Annotated in this window: 17 protein-coding genes and 4 tRNA genes; 16 read left to right on the top strand and 5 right to left on the bottom strand. The window is 52.8% G+C overall.

The window, feature by feature from the left end:
• The first annotated feature begins 14 nt into the window (after positions 1–14).
• The 9 genes from Q354_RS0117980 (at position 15) to Q354_RS0117940 (ending at position 7138) form a co-directional block, all read left to right on the top strand.
• Entirely contained in the window at positions 15–1250 is a 1236-nt protein-coding gene (locus Q354_RS0117980) for an aspartate kinase (RefSeq protein WP_027858804.1), read from the top strand.
• A gap of 143 nt (positions 1251–1393) precedes the next feature.
• Complete coding sequence (csrA, locus tag Q354_RS0117975) at positions 1394–1582, top strand: carbon storage regulator CsrA (RefSeq protein ID WP_027858803.1); 189 nt, start codon at positions 1394–1396, stop codon at positions 1580–1582.
• An 82-nt stretch (positions 1583–1664) separates the two neighbouring features.
• Positions 1665–1752: transfer RNA gene (locus tag Q354_RS0117970), tRNA-Ser, on the top strand.
• Positions 1753–1762: 10 nt separating this feature from the next.
• Positions 1763–1839, top strand: a tRNA-Arg gene (locus tag Q354_RS0117965).
• Positions 1840–1867: 28 nt separating this feature from the next.
• Positions 1868–1944: transfer RNA gene (locus Q354_RS0117960), tRNA-Arg, on the top strand.
• A gap of 76 nt (positions 1945–2020) precedes the next feature.
• Positions 2021–3475, top strand: coding sequence for a tRNA uracil 4-sulfurtransferase ThiI (gene thiI, locus Q354_RS0117955; protein WP_027858802.1), 1455 nt, complete (start codon positions 2021–2023; stop codon positions 3473–3475).
• A gap of 269 nt (positions 3476–3744) precedes the next feature.
• Entirely contained in the window at positions 3745–3990 is a 246-nt protein-coding gene (locus Q354_RS0117950) for an OadG family protein (protein WP_027858801.1), read from the top strand.
• A gap of 55 nt (positions 3991–4045) precedes the next feature.
• The gene (gene oadA, locus Q354_RS0117945) at positions 4046–5824 is read left to right on the top strand and encodes a sodium-extruding oxaloacetate decarboxylase subunit alpha (protein ID WP_027858800.1); all 1779 of its coding nucleotides are present in this window, start codon (positions 4046–4048) and stop codon (positions 5822–5824) included.
• Between the two features lie 12 nt (positions 5825–5836).
• Positions 5837–7138, top strand: a complete 1302-nt coding sequence (locus Q354_RS0117940; RefSeq protein ID WP_027858799.1) for a sodium ion-translocating decarboxylase subunit beta — start codon at positions 5837–5839, stop codon at positions 7136–7138.
• A gap of 161 nt (positions 7139–7299) precedes the next feature.
• Here Q354_RS0117940 and Q354_RS0117935 read toward each other — a convergent pair whose 3' ends face one another.
• Positions 7300–8223 (bottom strand): histone deacetylase family protein, encoded by a 924-nt coding sequence (locus Q354_RS0117935; protein WP_027858798.1) that lies wholly within the window; start codon positions 8221–8223, stop codon positions 7300–7302.
• A 358-nt stretch (positions 8224–8581) separates the two neighbouring features.
• Here Q354_RS0117935 and Q354_RS0117930 point away from each other — a divergent pair, with 358 nt between their 5' ends.
• Positions 8582–10186: a response regulator gene (locus tag Q354_RS0117930; RefSeq protein ID WP_156948418.1), complete on the top strand. Its 1605-nt coding sequence runs from the start codon at positions 8582–8584 to the stop codon at positions 10184–10186.
• Between the two features lie 41 nt (positions 10187–10227).
• Here the strand turns inward: Q354_RS0117930 and Q354_RS0117925 are convergent.
• From Q354_RS0117925 to flgA, 4 genes are all read right to left on the bottom strand, one after another.
• Positions 10228–10304 (bottom strand) — tRNA-Arg (locus tag Q354_RS0117925).
• 114 nt (positions 10305–10418) lie between these two features.
• The gene (locus Q354_RS0117920; protein WP_027858796.1) at positions 10419–10904 is read right to left on the bottom strand and encodes a flagella synthesis protein FlgN; all 486 of its coding nucleotides are present in this window, start codon (positions 10902–10904) and stop codon (positions 10419–10421) included.
• Positions 10905–10928: 24 nt separating this feature from the next.
• Positions 10929–11243, bottom strand: a complete 315-nt coding sequence (gene flgM / locus Q354_RS0117915) for a flagellar biosynthesis anti-sigma factor FlgM (protein WP_027858795.1) — start codon at positions 11241–11243, stop codon at positions 10929–10931.
• Between the two features lie 182 nt (positions 11244–11425).
• Positions 11426–12115 carry a flagellar basal body P-ring formation chaperone FlgA gene (flgA, locus tag Q354_RS0117910; protein ID WP_051560302.1) on the bottom strand — a complete coding sequence of 230 codons (690 nt, stop codon included), beginning with the start codon at positions 12113–12115 and terminating at the stop codon, positions 11426–11428.
• 75 nt (positions 12116–12190) lie between these two features.
• On the opposite strand from flgA, the gene Q354_RS0117905 reads away from it, so the two are divergent.
• The 6 genes from Q354_RS0117905 (at position 12191) to Q354_RS28020 (ending at position 18232) form a co-directional block, all read left to right on the top strand.
• Positions 12191–13132, top strand: a complete 942-nt coding sequence (locus Q354_RS0117905; RefSeq protein ID WP_027858793.1) for a chemotaxis protein CheV — start codon at positions 12191–12193, stop codon at positions 13130–13132.
• Positions 13133–13137: 5 nt separating this feature from the next.
• Positions 13138–14007: a CheR family methyltransferase gene (locus tag Q354_RS0117900; protein ID WP_281174734.1), complete on the top strand. Its 870-nt coding sequence runs from the start codon at positions 13138–13140 to the stop codon at positions 14005–14007.
• A gap of 150 nt (positions 14008–14157) precedes the next feature.
• A complete protein-coding gene (gene flgB, locus Q354_RS0117895) occupies positions 14158–14553 on the top strand; it encodes a flagellar basal body rod protein FlgB (RefSeq protein WP_027858791.1) in 396 nt (131 codons plus the stop codon).
• Positions 14554–14555: 2 nt separating this feature from the next.
• Positions 14556–14993: a flagellar basal body rod protein FlgC gene (gene flgC / locus Q354_RS0117890; protein WP_027858790.1), complete on the top strand. Its 438-nt coding sequence runs from the start codon at positions 14556–14558 to the stop codon at positions 14991–14993.
• Between the two features lie 28 nt (positions 14994–15021).
• Complete coding sequence (locus tag Q354_RS0117885) at positions 15022–15735, top strand: flagellar hook capping FlgD N-terminal domain-containing protein (RefSeq protein ID WP_027858789.1); 714 nt, start codon at positions 15022–15024, stop codon at positions 15733–15735.
• A 10-nt stretch (positions 15736–15745) separates the two neighbouring features.
• Positions 15746–18232 carry a flagellar hook-basal body complex protein gene (locus tag Q354_RS28020; protein ID WP_084332667.1) on the top strand — a complete coding sequence of 829 codons (2487 nt, stop codon included), beginning with the start codon at positions 15746–15748 and terminating at the stop codon, positions 18230–18232.
• Positions 18233–18347: the final 115 nt, after the last annotated feature.

Here is an 18347-nt window from a genome sequence, read left to right as displayed (position 1 = left end):
GAGTAGGGGAATGTATGGCTCTGTACGTACAAAAGTATGGCGGTACCTCTGTAGGTACCGTCGAACGCATTGAAGCCGTCGCCGATAAGGTGAGCGGCTTTCGCGAGAGCGGCCACGATGTGGTCGTTGTTGTGTCTGCGATGAGTGGTGAGACCAACCGCCTGATCGGTCTGGCTAACTCCATTCAGGATAAGCCAAGTGCCCGTGAGATGGATGTACTGCTATCGACCGGAGAGCAGGTCACGATTGCGTTGCTGGCGATGGCGTTGGAAAAGCGTGGCGTGGCGGCTCGCTCCTATACCGGCAGCCAGGTGAAAATCCTGACGGACAACACTCATAGCAAGGCGCGTATCCAGGATATCGAAGTGTCGCGTATGCGGACAGATCTCGATGCCGGGCGTGTTGTTATTGTGGCCGGATTCCAGGGGGCGGATGCTGAAGGCAATATAACCACCCTTGGTCGTGGAGGCTCTGATACCACCGGTGTGGCCCTGGCAGCAGCCCTCAAGGCTGACGAGTGCCAGATTTATACCGATGTGGATGGGGTCTATACCACTGATCCACGCGTTGTGGAGGGCGCCAGGCGTCTCAGCGAGATAACCTTTGAAGAGATGCTGGAGATGGCCAGTCTCGGCTCTAAGGTCTTGCAGATCCGTTCTGTTGAGTTTGCAGGAAAGTACAAGGTGCCCTTGCGCGTACTTTCCAGTTTTAAGGATGGTCCGGGAACCCTGATCACCATAGAGGAAGAAAACGCCGTGGAAAAACCCGTTATCTCAGGAATCGCATTTAACCGTGATGAAGCAAAGCTGACGATTGTTGGCGTACCTGATATCCCAGGTGTGGCGTCACGGATTCTGGTCCCGGTCAGTCGTGCCAATATTGAGGTCGATATGATCGTCCAGAATGTGGCCGCCGATAAAACCACCGACTTTACCTTCACCGTACACCGAAATGACTATGTCCGGGCTGAGGAAATTCTCAATCAGGTTGCGGCTGAACTCGGTGCCCGGGAAGTGGTCGGAGATAACAGGATTGCGAAGGTTTCTATTGTTGGTGTCGGCATGCGATCTCATGCCGGGGTTGCCAGTAAGATGTTTGAATGCCTGGCAAATGAAAATATCAATATTCAGATGATCTCGACTTCAGAGATTAAAGTTTCAGTGGTTATCGCTGAAAAATATCTCGAGCTTGCCGTTCGGGCGCTGCATTCTGCGTTTGAATTGGATAAAGCTGAAGCTGTAAGCGAATAATTGCTTGCTGGTCTATAGTTAGACCTGCAGGCGCTATTTATGGGTGTGCTCTGGCAAGGAGTTGGACGATATGTCATCGCGCGCCCTCTCGGCCCCCTCAGGCCGAATCTGGTAAGACAGGAAGAACTAAGGAGATCCTACACATGTTAATTCTTACCCGCCGCGTAGGCGAAACTTTAATGGTCGGTGATGACGTCACTGTGACTGTACTTGGTGTCAAAGGCAATCAGGTACGTATTGGCGTCAATGCGCCTAAGGACGTGTCTGTGCATCGCGAGGAAATTTACCAGCGCATCCAGCGTGAAAAGGCAGGTGAGCAGGGTAACGAATAGAAATTTAAACTTTTTTTAAAAAAAATAAGAAAAAGACTTTGCTTATCAAAAACATGTCTGTATAGTTCGCCCTCGTTGTCGCGGTGAGATGGCCGAGTGGCTGAAGGCGCGCCCCTGCTAAGGGCGTATACCTCACGGTATCGAGGGTTCGAATCCCTCTCTCACCGCCATTTTAGTAAAGCGCCCGTAGCTCAGCTGGATAGAGTACCTGGCTACGAACCAGGCGGTCAGAGGTTCGAATCCTCTCGGGCGCGCCACCTTCCAAAAGATCACACCTTAAGTATTGCGCCCGTAGCTCAGCTGGATAGAGTACCTGGCTACGAACCAGGCGGTCAGAGGTTCGAATCCTCTCGGGCGCGCCACTTAATCTCCTCTCCCTCCTTGCTGCAATTAATCGTTATAATTTCTGAACTGATCGTCATTCCGGGGCATTCCTCCATGAAGTTCATTGTTAAGCTCTTTCCAGAGATAACCATCAAAAGCAAACCTGTTCGTAAGCGCCTGATTCAGCGGCTGCAGTCGAATCTTGCCAATATGTTGTTGCGCGTCGATAGCGAGATCAAAGTCCGGGGCTTGTGGGACAAGGTTGAAGTGATCGCGCCCGGCAACGATCAGCTGCTGCGGGAACAGATCATCAGTGTCCTTAGCCGGACGCCCGGTATTCAGCACTTCCTCGATGTCCATGAACATCCGCTGGGGGATTTCCACAACGTCTATGAGCTCACCCGTGACGCCTATAAGGAGCGCCTTAAGGGCAAGACCTTTAAAGTGCGTGTGCGCCGTTCAGGAGATCACGACTTTACGTCAGTGGAGCTGGAGCGTTATGTCGGTGGAGGGCTGCGTCAGCATACCGAGGCTGCGGGTGTCGATGTGCGTAAGCCCCAGGTCTGGGTCGATCTGGAAGTCGTTAAAGACAAGCTCTTTATCGTTCAGGAGATTATTCCCGGACTGGGCGGTTATCCGCTCGGCAGTCAGGAAGCTGTGTTGTCCCTGATTTCCGGTGGTTTTGATTCCGTTGTTGCCAGCTATATGACGATGCGTCGTGGCTGCAAAACGCATTTCCTGTTCTTTAACCTGGGTGGCAAGGCGCACGAGATTGGCGTTAAGCAGGTTGCGCTCCATCTGTGGCAGAGATATGGCTCCTCAGCCCGTGTGAAGTTTGTCACCGTGCCGTTTGAGGAAGTGGTTGGTGAGATTCTGCAGTCGGTGCATCACTCGCATATGGGAGTGATCCTTAAGCGTATGATGATGCGTGCCGGTGAGCAGGTCGCCGACCGGATGAAAGTCGGTGCACTGGTCACGGGTGAGAGTATCGCCCAGGTCTCCAGTCAGACGCTGCCTAACCTCTCTCTGATCGACGCATCCACGAATAAGCTGGTGCTGCGTCCGCTGGTGGTGATGGATAAGCAGGAGATCGTGGATCTGTCTAAGCAGCTCGGAACCTATGAATTTGCCGCCAGCATGCCGGAATACTGTGGTGTGATCTCTGATCGCCCAACCACCTGTGCCAGGCAGGAGCGCGTCGAGGAGGAAGAGGAAAACTTCGACTTTGATGTACTGGATGCGGCACTGGAGAAGGCTCAGGTGATCTCCATCGATGAGATTGTCGAGGATGTCAATGCAAACGCCAAAGTGGAAGCCCTGAGTAAGGTGGATGCTAATCAGGTAATAATTGATATACGTCCACCGCAGGAGCAGGAGAAAAAGCCGCTCAACATGCCTGGGTGCGATATTGAACTGATCCCGTTCTACAGCCTGTCCGGTGCGATTGAAAGCTTTTCATCCGAGCGGGAATATTTACTGTACTGCGAAAAGGGTGTGATGAGTCAGCTCCATGCTCAGCAGCTGCAGGATAAAGGATTGCTTAATATCAAAGTGTATCGTCCGGAATAATATTTCCATGCCGGGTGCTCTGTCGCCCGGTTTTCACTTCTCTACCAATACGACAATTCCCCTTACAATCGTCGACAATTCAGCCGATATTGCTGCTGTATTGCGCGAAATCAAAGCCGTTCTTGTTGCCTGATTTCTCCTTTTCGGGTTTAATTGTGATCCATTTGCAACCAGTGCATCCGTCGTGAAGTAACTGTTATAGGGGCAGTTTCATACCTTACAAAGGTCGCACGGCGAATGGGTATCGTTAACAACAGGAGCACCCATAGATGGAAAATCTGTTATCAGAAGGTTTCACTTTGATGATCTTCGGTATGGGTTTCGTCTTCGTCTTTCTGACGTTGCTCGTATTTGCTACAGGCGGAATGTCAAAGTTCGTCGCCAAGTACGCACCAGAGCCAGCGCCACAGCCTGCTAAGCCCCGTGCTGCAGCTGCACCGTCCAAGGCAGGTGGAAGCAATGACGAGTTAGTCGCAGTATTGACCGCTGCGGTTCATAAATACCGTTCAAAGTAATAAGAACGGCGTAATAACGAATAACCTGCATTAAATCGACAGAAGGCCATTACCCATGTCCGACGCAAAGAAACCTCTTGGCATCACAGATGTAGTACTCCGTGACGCACATCAGTCTCTGTTTGCTACTCGTATGCGAGTTGAAGACATGCTGCCGATCGCGGAGAAGCTGGATAAAGTAGGCTACTGGTCCCTTGAAAGCTGGGGCGGTGCTACTTTTGACTCTTGCATCCGTTTTATTGGCGAAGACCCGTGGGAACGCATCCGTCTGCTGAAACAGGCGATGCCAAACACCAAGCAGCAGATGTTGCTGCGAGGTCAGAACCTGCTGGGCTACCGCCACTACGCAGATGACGTTGTAGACAAGTTCGTAGAACGTGCTGCAGTCAACGGTGTAGATGTTTTCCGTATCTTCGACGCGATGAACGATCCACGTAACCTGGAACGCGCGATCAAGGCGGTAAAAGCAACCGGCAAGCATGCACAGGGCACAATCTCTTATACCAAGAGTGAAGTGCATACCACTGATATGTGGGTTGAGTATGCCAAGACCCTGGAAGATCTGGGCGCAGATTCCATCAACATCAAGGATATGTCAGGCATCCTGACGCCTTACGATGCTTTTGATCTGGTATCCCGACTGAAGGCTCAGACCTCTCTTGAGGTTCAACTGCACGCGCATGCAACTTCCGGCCTGTCTGATATGACAATCCTGAAGGCTGTAGAAGCAGGTATCGACCGTGTAGATACCGCTATCTCCTCCATGTCTATGACTTATGGTCACACCGCGACCGAATCCGTAGTTGCCGCACTGGCAGGTACCGATCGTGATACCGGTCTGGACCTGAATCTGCTGGAAGAGATCGCTGCCTACTTCCGTGAAGTACGTAAGAAGTACGCCAGATTTGAAGGCTCTCTGCGTGGTACTGACTCCCGTATCCTGGTTGCTCAGGTTCCGGGCGGCATGCTGACCAACATGGAAAACCAGCTGAAAGAGCAGGGCGCTGCCGATAAGTTCGACGAAGTACTGGCTGAGATCCCTCGTGTACGTGAAGACCTGGGTCTGATTCCACTGGTGACACCTACTTCTCAGATCGTCGGTACCCAGGCGGTTATCAACGTTCTGATGGGTGAGCGCTACAAAACGATCTCCAAAGAAGTTCAGGGTATCCTGAAAGGCGAGTACGGCGCTGCGCCGGCCCCTTACAATGCTGAACTTCAGGCGCGTGTTCTGGATGGTGGTGAGGCTATCACCTGTCGTCCGGCTGATCTGCTGAACTCCGAAATGGATAAGCTGGTTGAAGAGCTGCGTGCAACGGCTAAGGAAAAAGGCATTGAGCTGGCTTCCGGTGAGAACGAAATTGATGACGTTCTGACCTATGCGCTGTTCCCGCAGATTGCGCTGAAATTCCTGGAAAACCGTAACAACCCTGATGCATTTGAACCTGCACCGACTCTAGAGGACGCACAAGCAATGGCTGCACCTAAGAAATCCGGCCCAGAAGTTTACACTATCGCTGTTAACGGTCAGAACTATGTAGTTCAGGTAACCGAAGGTGGTGACGTTTCCTCTGTAGCGGCTGCTCCTGCAGCGGCTGCACCAGCGGCTCCTGCGGGTGATGCTGAAGCGGTTCCAGCTCCTCTGGCAGGTAACATCTGGAAAGTACAGGTTGGCGCAGGTCAGGCTATTCAGGAAGGCGACGTGCTGGTTATCCTGGAAGCGATGAAGATGGAAACAGAAGTACGTGCTGCACGTGCTGGTACCGTTGTTTCTGTTGACGTTAAAGAAGGCGATGCCGTTCAGGTGGGCGATAGCCTGCTGACACTGGCGTAAGGGTAAGCTCGAATGGATAAGCTGCTTGAGCTATGGCAAGCGTCCGGCCTCTACAATATGGGGTTCGGTCAGCTTGTAATGATCGCGGTTGGCCTGCTTCTGCTGTTCCTGGCCATCCGTAAGAACTTCGAGCCACTGCTGCTGGTGCCGATCGGCTTCGGCGGTATTATGGCGAATATCCCTGAAGCGGGCCTGGCATTCTCTGCTGTAGAGAATGCGGTGCACTTCGCGCAACCGGAAGTGATGAAACACCTGGCTGAAGTACTGGGTATTGCTTCTACTGATCCACACGATGTGGCACATGCGTACCACGGCGCTAACGCAACTGTTCACGCAGCGGCGGCTAATGCAGCAATGGATCATGGCTATAACAACGGCATGCTGTACAACTTCTACTCCATTGCGATTGCATCTGGCGCTGCGCCACTGTTGATCTTTATGGGTGTAGGGGCGATGACCGATTTCGGTCCGCTGCTGGCGAATCCTAAGACTCTGTTCCTGGGTGCTGCGGCGCAGTTCGGTATCTTCGCCACTGTGCTGGGTGCGGTGTTGCTGAGCACGCTGGGTATCATGGACTTCAGCATCCAGGATGCTGCCGCGATCGGTATCATCGGTGGTGCGGACGGTCCTACTGCTATCTATGTAGCAAGCATGCTGGCTCCACATCTGTTGGGTGCGATCGCTGTAGCAGCATACTCCTACATGGCGCTGGTGCCGATGATTCAGCCGCCGATCATGCGAGCTCTGACTACAGAGGAAGAGCGCAAGATCTCTATGGTACAGCTGCGTCACATCACCAAGACTGAGAAGATCATGTTCCCGATCCTGCTGCTGATTCTGGTTGCGTTGCTGCTGCCGGATGCGGCACCACTGCTGGGTATGTTCTGTTTCGGTAACCTGATGCGTGAGTGTGGTGTGGTTGACCGTCTGAGCGACACCGCTCAGAACGCGCTGATCAACATCGTAACTATCTTCCTGGGTCTGTCTGTTGGCTCCAAGCTGTCTGCAGATAAATTCCTGGACGTAGAGACTCTGGGTATCCTGGTACTGGGTATTGTTGCCTTCGGTATCGGTACTGCCTGTGGTGTCTTGATGGCGAAAGCCATGAACCGTATGCAGGGTGGTAACGCGATCAACCCGCTGATCGGTTCTGCAGGTGTATCTGCAGTACCAATGGCGGCACGTGTATCCAACAAGCTGGGTCTGGAAGCTAACCCGCAGAACTTCCTGCTGATGCACGCGATGGGCCCTAACGTGGCCGGTGTAATCGGTTCAGCTGTTGCGGCAGGTGTGATGATCAAGTTCGTTGGCTAATCAGCTCGCTGAACGAAAAAAGGCTGCCCTCGGGCAGCCTTTTTTGTGCTCGCCGGTTACTGTCGGGTCAGCTTGCGAAGGGCGTCTCAGGTGGGGTTCTTCCAGATTGCTGTACGGGGAGGAAGCAGGCTGCCATTAGGGGATAAAGGCAGCCACAGAGGTCAGTGGCCAGCCAGAACTTCAATATGTGCCTGTACGCTAAACGCCAAAGATACCGGGTTGTAGCCTCCCTCCAGCATCGAGATAACCCGGTTGTCGGAATAGGTGCGGGCAGTATCGAGTAGCATCTGAGTGACCCAGCGATAGTCTTCTTCACCGAGGTTTATATCGGCCATCGGGTCTTCGGCGTGGGCATCGAATCCGGCAGAGATCAGGATCATGTCCGGTTTGTGCTGCTGCAGGGCGGGTAGCCAGCGGCCCTCGACCAGGTTACGAAACTCCAGGCTGCCGCTGTGTGCATCCATCGGGCAGTTGATGATGTTGTCGCGCAGGATTTCGCTGTAGCGTTCAGGATAAAAAGGATGCTGGAAGGTTGAGCAGACCAGCACTTCTGGTCTGTCCTTAAAGATATCCACAGTGCCGTTGCCGTGATGGACGTCGAAATCGACCACGGCAACGCGGTTGATGCCGGGTTGTTGCAGGGCGTGAATCGCCGCGATGGCGATGTTGTTATAGAAGCAAAACCCCATTGGGATATTGTGCTCGGCATGATGACCGGGAGGGCGAACAGCGCAAAAGGCATTCTTGCTATGGCCTGCTAATACCCGGTTTACGGCGAGTATACCGGAGCCTGCTGCAAGGCTGGCGGCATGCAGGGAGTCGGGGCAGAGCGCCGTATCCTCGTCGGTATAGACGACACCGCTTTCCGGAAGCTTTAGTTCGAGGCGCTTCTGGTGCAGGTTGGCGTGCGCAAGCTGGATCTGGTCGGGCAATATGTGCACGGATGTTTGCTGCTGCAGTTCGTCCAGCAGACCTGTGCGGCCCAGTACTTTTCTGATGGCCTGCAGTCTTACCGGGCTTTCCGGATGTTCTGGCCCCATGTTATGAAGGCAGCAGTCATCGTGGGTGATATATGCTGTAGTCATAATCCCTTGCTGTATTTTATTTTTGGTTAGTGTAACCAAGTCCTTGGTTACGTTATGTAGATCAATCGTCTACTCTTCAGTTATAAACCATGTGCCGCTGGTGGTTTCTTGATCTGTGTCATTAGTCAAACCGCACTCAGCGGTTAGGATTGATTCCACAGCATAGAACTGTCTTGGCACCGCGTGTTTCACCCTACACTCGGTGCTTTTTTTTGTCTGTAACTTCCGTTCTGAGCCACTACTTTCCAATATAACTGATCTCAGCGCCGCTTCTGTTCCTTGAATTGGCTGTGAGGCAGTATACTTAGCGCCTGGGTTCTTTTTTAGCAATTTATATGGCTGGGCTGGTTGAGTGGCAGTGTCCCGTATCGATTATTCTGATAAGCACGTCCTGTTGGTGGAGAGTAGTGGCAATATGCGCTCTGCTATCTCTCATATGTTGCGTGGTCTGGGTATCGATAACCTTGTGGCAGTGACTGCCAGCCGCAGAGTTCTTGAACTGCTTGAAGAGCGCGAGTTTGACGTGGTTTTGCTGGGTTATAACGTCAGCGACGTGTTTAATGGCATGCAGATTCTGGAAGAGGTTCGATTCAGACAACTGAGCGGGCCGGAAACCGGCTGGATCTTTATGACCAGCGATGCCTCGCAGGCGACCGTACTGCATGCGATTGACTGCAAAATTGATTTTCTGCTGACTAAGCCTTTCTCTGTCGATGAATTGAAGCAGCGGATTGATCAGCTCCTGGAGCGTAAGCAGGGGATGAAAGCGATCTATCAGGCCCGGGCGCAGGGTGATGATGCGCAGGCTCTTCGGTTGTGTTTAGCAGCGGCTGATCGATACGATGACAGTGCCGAGGAGGCTCAGGTGCTGGCTTGTCGTTTACTGATAGAAAGCGGCGAGTTATCCCGTGCAGAGCGGCTGGCAGAGCAGGTCTACTGGCGTACTTTAAATAAAGAGGCTGGCTTAGCCCTGGCAGATGCGATCTACCGACAGCATCGTTATGCAGAGGCGATCGAAGAGCTGGAGAAGCTTCTGGCGCAGTACCCTCTGTTTTTACCCGCATACGATCTGCTGGCTGAAGTGCAGGAGATTCAGGGGCAGGTGGTCGTTGCCAGAGATACCATCCAGCTGGCGGCCAGGCGTTCGCCATTCGGTATACCCAGGCAGATGGAGTTGGGGCGATTGGCGGCGCACACCAATGAGTATGAGCTGGCTGCGGGTGCCTACAGGAAGTCTATCCAGCTGGGGAGCCGCAGCTGCTACGGTACGCCGGAGCCTTATCTGAGACTGGCTAATATACGCCGCCTTGAGTTAAGAAATACTGAAGGTGTAAAACAGAAGGAGCTGATGGGAGAGCTGGATCAGCTACTGGATCATTCGGTTAAGCGCTTTCGTGGCGATCAGTCTCTGGTGGTGCAGGCAGCACTGCTGCGCAGCGAGGCATTTCAGGAAGTGGGCGATACGGATGAGGCCACCCGGCAACTGCGCTTGGCGCAGATTGCGAATGAGGAGTTGTCTCAGGCGCTCGATCTGGAGCAGCAAAGGGCTAGTCTGCTGCGTGGTGGTGAAGGTAAAAAGCCACCGGAACCGGTCGCAAGTAAGTCGGATAAGCCGCCTGTTTCTAAGGCTCATGATATGAGCCTTAAAGTAAACGGGTTGGGCGTTCAGCACTATGTTGGCGGAAAAATGCCGCAGGCTCTCAAGTGTTTCGGGCTTGCTATCGAGTACGACCTGACAAATAGTCGTGCTGCGCTGAATCTGGCGCAAGTGTTCCTTGAATCTGCGCGTGACAATACTGAAAAGCGTCAGGAGCGTCTGCGTATGGTTGACCGCTACCTGAAGCTGGCTTCAGGCCATCGGCTGGACGCGGAAGGTCACGCAAAGATGGTTCGGCTCAGAAAGCTACGGGGTTCAGATATAGAGCATCTTCCTGCCGGAAGTCTGGGGGAGTTGCTGGCTTGATTAGCCGTGGGCAGGTTCTTTCTATGAAGTGAGGTAAAGAATGGCGTCCCAGAGAGGATTCGAACCCCTGGCCTGTCCCTTAGGAGGGGACCGCTCTATCCACCTGAGCTACTGGGACGCTGCAGATAGTAGCGCGAAATTCTACTGACATTGCCCGCGCTAGTCACTATCTATAATGGCAATGCCAGGTAAATTTTTGATAAACAAATAAGGTTGTCGGTGTTCGGGCGGGTCAGGCTTTGCCGATGCGGCTTTGGGCGCGATAATGTCCTGCAGAACCTTGGGTGTTGTAGATGCTGTCCTGGGTCTTCTGTCCGCGGATGATAGAAAGAAGCTTATCTACATTGTGCTTATTGCGCAGTACCGCTTGTTCATTTCGGCGGTTTTTCTCGCTGGCTGAATGTAGTTCCTTTTTCAGCTGTTCCCAGTTATCCGTTAGCTGCGTGGCAGCTGCTTCAGAAGCCTGGCTGATGAGTTTCTGTACGCCGGACTCTTTATTCTCCAGCTGCATGAAACCGAGAATCTTTGCGCGTTCAAAAGTGTTGTGCTGAAACTCTTCAAGCACTGTGCGCTTTTGCATGCAGGTGGTTTCAAGCAGGGCAGTATCTCTGCGGGCAACCGCGTCCAGTTCCTGATCCATCAGGGTATCAAGGCTGTGCAAAAGTTTAATGCCCTGCAAAAGCAGGGCATTAAACTGATTCAGGTGTTCAGTCGTCATATCAGATCCAAATACTTAAGCGTATTACTTAAGCATATCTTCGAACGACATCATACCCGCAGCGACTTTTTCGGCATTAACCTGATAGTTGCCGCTTTCAATCTCGGCTTTAAGTCGCTCAACCTTGTTCTGGTCTACGTCCGGCGTGTCTGCGAGTTTGCTTTGCACATTCTGCAGTGACTGGGCTGCACTGCTCAACTTAACAGTGTCGCCGCTAGGTGATGCAGCGGGCTGGCCGCTGTCATTTGTACTACGCGCGGCAGTATTGCTGTGCTCAGTTACCCGGCCACGAGTGCTTGTCGCCTGGGACGATGACAGGCTCGTGAGATCTGTAACCATGAGTCTAATCCTCAAACATTTGCTCTGTGAACAGGTATCGGCAGGTTTACGCCGGGCTTTAGAAATAATTTAACAATTTTTGATCAGTATAGCAGCCGGTAAAAAGTATCATTGCCTCTGAGTAAGCGGTGCCTGAGATCTAGAATGCGCGGGGCCTCAAAGATAGCCGGGCCAGATCAGAGTCAGGGAGTGCGTACCTGACCGGGCGCTATGACGATCGCTTTGATCTCCCGGCCTGATTTGTTGTTACGAACTCTGATCTGCTGTCGCTTCTTGCCATTCTCCAGAGCCGTGCCGCTGGCTCTGATGCTCAGGCTGTTCCGACGGGCTTCAATAATGACGCTGTCTCCCTTACGAATGACCGGTGCTTCGCTCAGTGATCTGGGCTTAAGCAGCTTGCCCCGATTGGTGCTACGCTTCACCTGCCATCCGATCAGCGCGTTTTTATCGGTGTAGAACGCGCCCTTAAGTGCAGTAATATCAGTCTCTTTGAGCACCATGTCGTCTGCGGTGAGAATTTTTCCTCGTTGCAGGGCTCTTGCCGCAACCAGAACAGGGAGCAGATGCTGGCGGGTTGCGCTGGCATAGAGTTTCCAGCGGGGAGAACTGCAGGAGACCTTGACTGAAACCCTTGAACTCTTACCGCGAGGCTTTGTAAGAGTCAGAGGTTGTCTGCAGCGGGGAAGATTGAGGCTCTGGTTGAGGGGTTTTACCTTAATCTCTGTGCGGGCGTTTGCGTAACTGTCTTGATAGTAGCGCTGCAGATGGTTATATACTTCTTGCTCAATATCACTCAACTGCCCGGCGTGAAGCCAATTTGCGATGAAAAGAGTGGTTAGCAGAAAAAGACGTGTTAAATTAATGATACTCACGTTGGCTTCCTGTAAGCCGCGGGACTATAACTGTTTAAATAATGAGTCCAGTAATATCCACGGGATTGGTAAATCATGTCAGGTATCCTAGATAGTGTAAACCTGCGGACGCAGATGGTGGGGCAAAACCGTCTGGAGTTGCTGTTGTTCGGTCTTGAGACAGAGCAGCAGTACGGCATTAACGTATTTAAAGTACGCGAAGTGTTGCAATGTCCTGAGCTGACTGAAGTTCCGCGTCAGACGTCTGCCATCAAAGGGATGGCACATATCCGCGGAGAAACCATCCCGGTGCTTGACCTGTCGGAAGCGATAGGTCGCTCCTCTGTGCCTCAGAGTGAGCGCAATAAGTGCTTCCTGATCGTAGCGGAGTATAACAAGCGCACATTGGCCTTTTTGGTGCGTCAGGTCGATCGTATCCTGAATACCCAGTGGGATCAGATTATGGCGCCGCCCACCGAAATTGGTGTCGAAAACTACCTGACAGCGATCTTCGAACACGAAAACAAGCTGATCGAGATTCTTGATGTCGAGCAGATCCTTGCTGATCTCTATCCGATGTCGACAGATGTTAGTCGCGAAGTGGCCAACGAAGAGGTCAGGGAGCGGGCGAAGCAGCACCATGTGCTGATTGTCGATGACTCTTCTGTTGCTCGTAATCAGATGCAGCGCAGCCTGGAAGGTCTTGGCTTAAAGGTTACGTCGGCCAATAACGGCCGGATTGCCTGGGACCTTCTTTGTGGCATGGCCGATCGCGGTGTTGATGTGCTGGATCACTATCTGATGATTATCTCAGATATCGAGATGCCGGAGATGGATGGCTACACCCTGACCGCAATGATTCGTGAAGACCCGCGTATGGAGCGTATGCATATCGTATTACACACCTCCCTTTCCGGTGGCTTTAATGTCTCGATGGTTAAGAAGGTCGGGGCTGATGGTTTCCTGGCTAAGTTCAACCCGAATGACCTGGCGGCGGCAGTGGTAAGTCGTATAGGGCAGTTAGAAGGAAGGAACTGAGCCTGGTGTCTGATACGTTGTCAAAAGGCAGGGTAGCGCCGCGCAGCTTTCATATCAGCGAAAGCGACTTTGAGACCTTCAGTCGCTTTCTGGAGGATAGCTGCGGCATTCTGCTGGCAAAACATAAGCAGTATCTTGTGCAGAGTCGGCTTGGCCGGATAATGCAGGAACAGAACTGCGAGGTGTTGCCTGATCTGGTTAAGCGCCTGAACGGGCCTGCCGGCAATCGCCTGAGAGATCAGGTTATCGATGCGATGACAACCAATGAGACTCTCTGGTTCCGGGATAATCATCCTTATGAGATATTGTCCAAGCGTCTGTTGCCAGAGGTGGCGGAGGGCAGTCGCTTTGGCAAAATCCGGATATGGTCGGCAGCATGTTCCAGTGGTCAGGAGCCTTATTCGATCAGTATGGTGATCGATGAGTTCAAGAAGCGAAATCCGACCTTGTTAAAAGGAGGTGAGGAGATCGTCGCTACCGATATATCGACCGATATTCTCGCACAGGCGCGTCAGGGGGTTTATGAAACGCTTGCGCTAGGGAGAGGGCTCTCCCGTTCCCGCCTGGAGACCTATTTTGATGAAAAGGCAGATGGGTGCTGGGGCGTAAAGGCGCCTATAAAGTCCCGGGTTCGCTTTCAGAATCTGAATCTTCTGGGGAGTTATTCGGGGCTTGGTCAGTTTGATATTATCTTCTGTCGCAATGTCCTGATCTATTTCTCCGCAGAACGAAAGACTGAGATACTCCGTAAAATGCATAAAGCGCTCAGGCCGGGGGGCTATCTGTTGTTGGGGGCCTCTGAGTCCCTGTCCGGATTGAGTGACTGTTATCAGATGATCCATTGCCGTCCCGGCATCATCTATAAGGCAATCTGATTGCCGTCAGGCGGCAATATAAGCGGTGCCGCTTTGCCGCTTTGCCGCAGCGAGCGATCATTCTCTACCAGAAACCCCGTATTTACGGGGTTTTTTCTTTTTGGCACATGCTTTGCATTTATTACCTCAAGGTAAATAAGGGGCAAAGGTATGTCTATCAGTTTCGATAACGCGCTTGGAATACATGACGATGCACTGCTATTGCGTGCGCGTCGGGCAGAGGTGCTGGCTAACAATATTGCCAACGCTGATACGCCTAACTTCAAGGCGCGCGATATCGACTTTAAGGCGATTCTTAACGGCGAGATGGAGCAGCCGATTCAGATGGCGGTGACAGACGCATCCCATCAGCCGGGCCTGGCCAGTCCTGATATGGCAGCGGAGCTTATGTACCGTATTCCGCATCAGGCATCGGTCGACGGCAATACCGTTGAGGTCAATCAGGAGATGGCATCCTATACCGATAACTCCCTTGCCTACGAATCCTCCTTTACCTTCCTGGACAAAAAGTTTCAGGGTCTCATCAAAGCACTGAAGGCTGAATAACTATGTCACTAACTAATGTGTTTGGGATTGCCGGTTCGGCAATGAGTGCGCAAACCATCCGCTTGAACACAACAGCGAGTAACCTGGCTAACGCAGAGAGTGTCAGCTCCAGTCTTGATGAGACCTATCGTGCGCGTAAGCCGGTTTTTGCCCTAAAGCCGACAGAGCCGGATGCGCCTATAGAGAATCCGGATGGCCTGCCTGCAGGGCAGGGGGTGCAGGTACTTGGCATTGTCGAGAGTGACGCTGAATTGCGTCCTGAATACAACCCGACTCATCCAATGGCTGATGAAGAGGGCTATGTCTACTACCCGAATGTTCAGGTGGTGGAGGAGATGGCGGATATGATTTCCGCATCACGTTCTTTCCAGATTAACGCGGAAATAATGAATACAGCCAAGCAGATGATGCAGCGTACGCTGCAGATGGGGCAGGGCTAATGACTGATCAGATATCAGGGTGGCGACCATGAGTGGTATCGATGGTGTTAACTCGAATGTATTCGAGCAGATAAACCAGACCAACAAGAGCAAGTCCACTGCATCGACCGAAAAGAGTCAGGCACAGCAGGACAGTGATATGTTCATGAAGCTGCTGGTGGCGCAGCTGGGAAACCAGGACCCGACCAGCCCTGCTGATACCGGCCAGTTCATGGAGCAGATCTCTTCGATGTCGATGGTGGAGGGTATCAATAACCTGCAATCATCCATTGGCAGTCTGACCAGCTCGATGATGACCAGCCAGGCAGCATTGCAGGCTTCGTCGATGGTTGGGCGCTCTGTTTTCGTGCCGCAGGATACGGCTCCGGTGGGTATCGATGGCAATGACAGCTTTGCCCGCGGCTCTTTCAATCTGAAAGAATCGGCATCTGATGTACGTATTAAGGTCTTCGATGAAGATGGCGAGCTGGTGGATTCTGTTCAGCTCGGGGCTAAGCCTCCAGGTGAGGATGAATTTTACTGGGGGCTTTCGGCCGATCCTGAAAATGGCGTCAGCGAACCTGGTGAATATCGTTTTCTGGTAGAGACGCAATCGAATGATGGTGTCTGGGAAGCCGTTGACGATGTTCAGCTGGCGTTCCGGGTAAATAGCGTGACCCTGGGTGAAAACGGAATTGGTATGAGCGTTAACACCAGTGCCGGTACTTTTGACAGCAGTAAAATCCGACAGATCGGAGTTTGAGGACAGATAAATGGCAGGATTTAATACAGCAATTACCGGTCTGAAAGCGGCGACAACCGGTCTGGATGTAGTTGGTAACAACATTGCGAACTCCAGTACGGTTGGCTTTAAGGCTTCTCGTACCGAATTTGGCGATATCTACGCTACCGCAGTTGTGGGTAACGGCTCGGCAAACGTGGCCGGTTCAGGTGTAACGGTGAGTGATATAGCGCAGGACTTTAAAGCCGGTACTATCGAGTTCACCAACAATAACCTGGACCTGGCTATCAATGGTTCCGGCTTTTTCCAGCTGGACGATGGTCTCGGGGGCGTAACCTATACCCGAGGCGGTTCTTTCGAGCTGGATAAAGATGGCTTTATCGTTTCCAAAAACGGTAAGTTTCTGCAGGGGTTTGGTTTAGATAGCCAGGGTAACCAGTTGCCGATCGGAAATCTGCAGGTTTCTGAGAAAGAGAGTCCGCCAAAGTCGACTGAGTCTATTGATCTGTCCTTCAATATCGATAGCCGTGCCGATGCCAGTACCTTGCAGCAGCCCTACAATAAGGACGAATCCGGCTCCTTTACCTACAGTTCGACCATTCGTACCTTCGATAGCCTGGGTAATGAGCATACCATCAAATATAACCTGGTAGAGCAGCCGCCAATCCGTGAAGTTCAGGCGCTGGCGTTTGCCAAGGCTAACACTGCTGACTACCAGTACAACTCCAGTGTGGATATCAGCGGCACGCCAGTAAACCTGCTGACGCTGCAGAAGATGATTGATTTGCCAGCCGGTGCCGGTGATGTGGGGCAGGTGCGTGCGGTACGGCTGGATGCGGGTACGGCAGATGCTGATACCATCACGGTTGGTATGACCATTGGTGGCTTTAACTACACTGCCAGCGTGGATAATGGCAATACGGCCGGTGTTGCGCCAGGGGTGAACTACGATACGGCCGGTGAGCTGGCTGCATTGTTCGACGGCGCGCTGGAAGCGGATATCGTGTCTAAATATAATGCCTCTATCCCTGATACCGACACGGATACGCCACGTCTGCTGGGTGTGGCGCGAGATCCGTCTGACCCGGCTGGCCAGCAGTTGTTGTTCCAGTTTGATGATCGCGGCTCGGCACCAGCCGTAGGCTCCTTCCTGGCAGGTACTGCCCCGGGCGCAGCCGTTGCGCAATCTAACCTGATTGGTACTGAATGGGAGCCGCAGGATGCTGCCGGTAACCCGACCGGTGCTGTGACGACCAATACCATCAATGTTGGTGGCGCCGTGAGCGCCCTGACCACGGCAGACCCGCGAATTGCGAAGATAGAATTTGCAGAAAGTGACGACGGATCTGCGTTTGAGGTGCAGTTGCGCTTCCGCGCCGATGCTACGGATGTCGATCCGGTGCAGGTACGTAACAGTACTGATAAGAGCCTGCGTACCGATGTGGACATCTCATCGACCTCGCTGGATGCCAACGAGGTTCACACCTACTCCTTTAATGATGCTGCCTTTAATGGTGGTGTACTGGCTGCGCGTACCAATATCAAGATTGGTAGTGTCGATATCCCTCTGACTCAGGGGGCGTCACCGGCCAGCATTAACGAAACCATTGTCTCCTTCCAGCAGGTTATTCTGGACTCCAACCCGGATCTGGAATCGGTCACCTTTAACAGCAGTAATGAGCTGGTTCTGACCTTCAAGGCGGAAGTCGGAGACCTGAATAACGATACCGGCTTGCTGGTGAGTATGGGTGATGCCGATGGCGATCCTGCCAATGGCACCGAGGTTCCGGTATTGCAACGTACCGGCCTGGTTAATGGTGACAGCAGCTATAACGGCGTATATCGACTCTATGCCTACCTGAATGGCAGTGAGTTGCTGGATATTGGTAAGGATGTTGACCCGGGTGAGTCGGGCTTCCTGGGCTTTGGTGATGCAAGCAACCCGTCTGAACCGGGCCCGGTTACTATTAAATTTAACTCGACCAATGGCCTGTTGAGTGAGATTAACGGTACGACCATCGCGCCAAATGCTGATGCTCCGAAACTGACGGTAGCAGGGGCCGACCCGGCGAACCCGGCGACCACGATCGCGCTGGATCTGACCGGCACGACTCAGTTTGCCTCCGCCTCTATCGTGAAGACTTCCTCCCAGGATGGTTACACTAAAGGTGATCTGATCGGTGTGTCTTTCAGTGAGTCAGGTGAAATGGTGGCGAGCTTCTCCAATGGTCAGAACCGCTCTCTGGGCGTTGTGGCGATGGGGACCTTTGAGAACCAGTCGGGTCTGGCTGCGGTAGGGGACACTGAATGGACCGCGACCCTGACTTCCGGGGCGGCAACTCTGAACCCACCGGGCACGGGGCTTAATGGTTCGCTGCGTTCGGCGGCGCTGGAGCAGTCCAACGTCGACTTGTCTGAGGAGTTGGTGCGGCTGATTGAGGCGCAGCGTAACTTCCAGGCGAACTCCAAGACACTGGAGACCCTGAATACGGTGACGCAGAACATCCTGCAGATCTGATCAATGGTGGCAATAGGCTGCATGGGCAGCCTTTTGCCGCCACGCTGTTTCCGCTTTCCGCTTTCCGCTTTCCGCTTTCCGCTTTCCGCTTTCCGCTTTCCGCTTTCCGCTTTCC

Origin of the sequence: Marinobacterium jannaschii DSM 6295 (genome assembly GCF_000620085.1) — a bacterium.
Classification (GTDB): domain Bacteria; phylum Pseudomonadota; class Gammaproteobacteria; order Pseudomonadales; family Balneatricaceae; genus Pontibacterium; species Pontibacterium jannaschii.
Note: the sequence above shows the minus strand (reverse complement) of the source record. Positions and strands in the feature narration are given on the sequence as shown.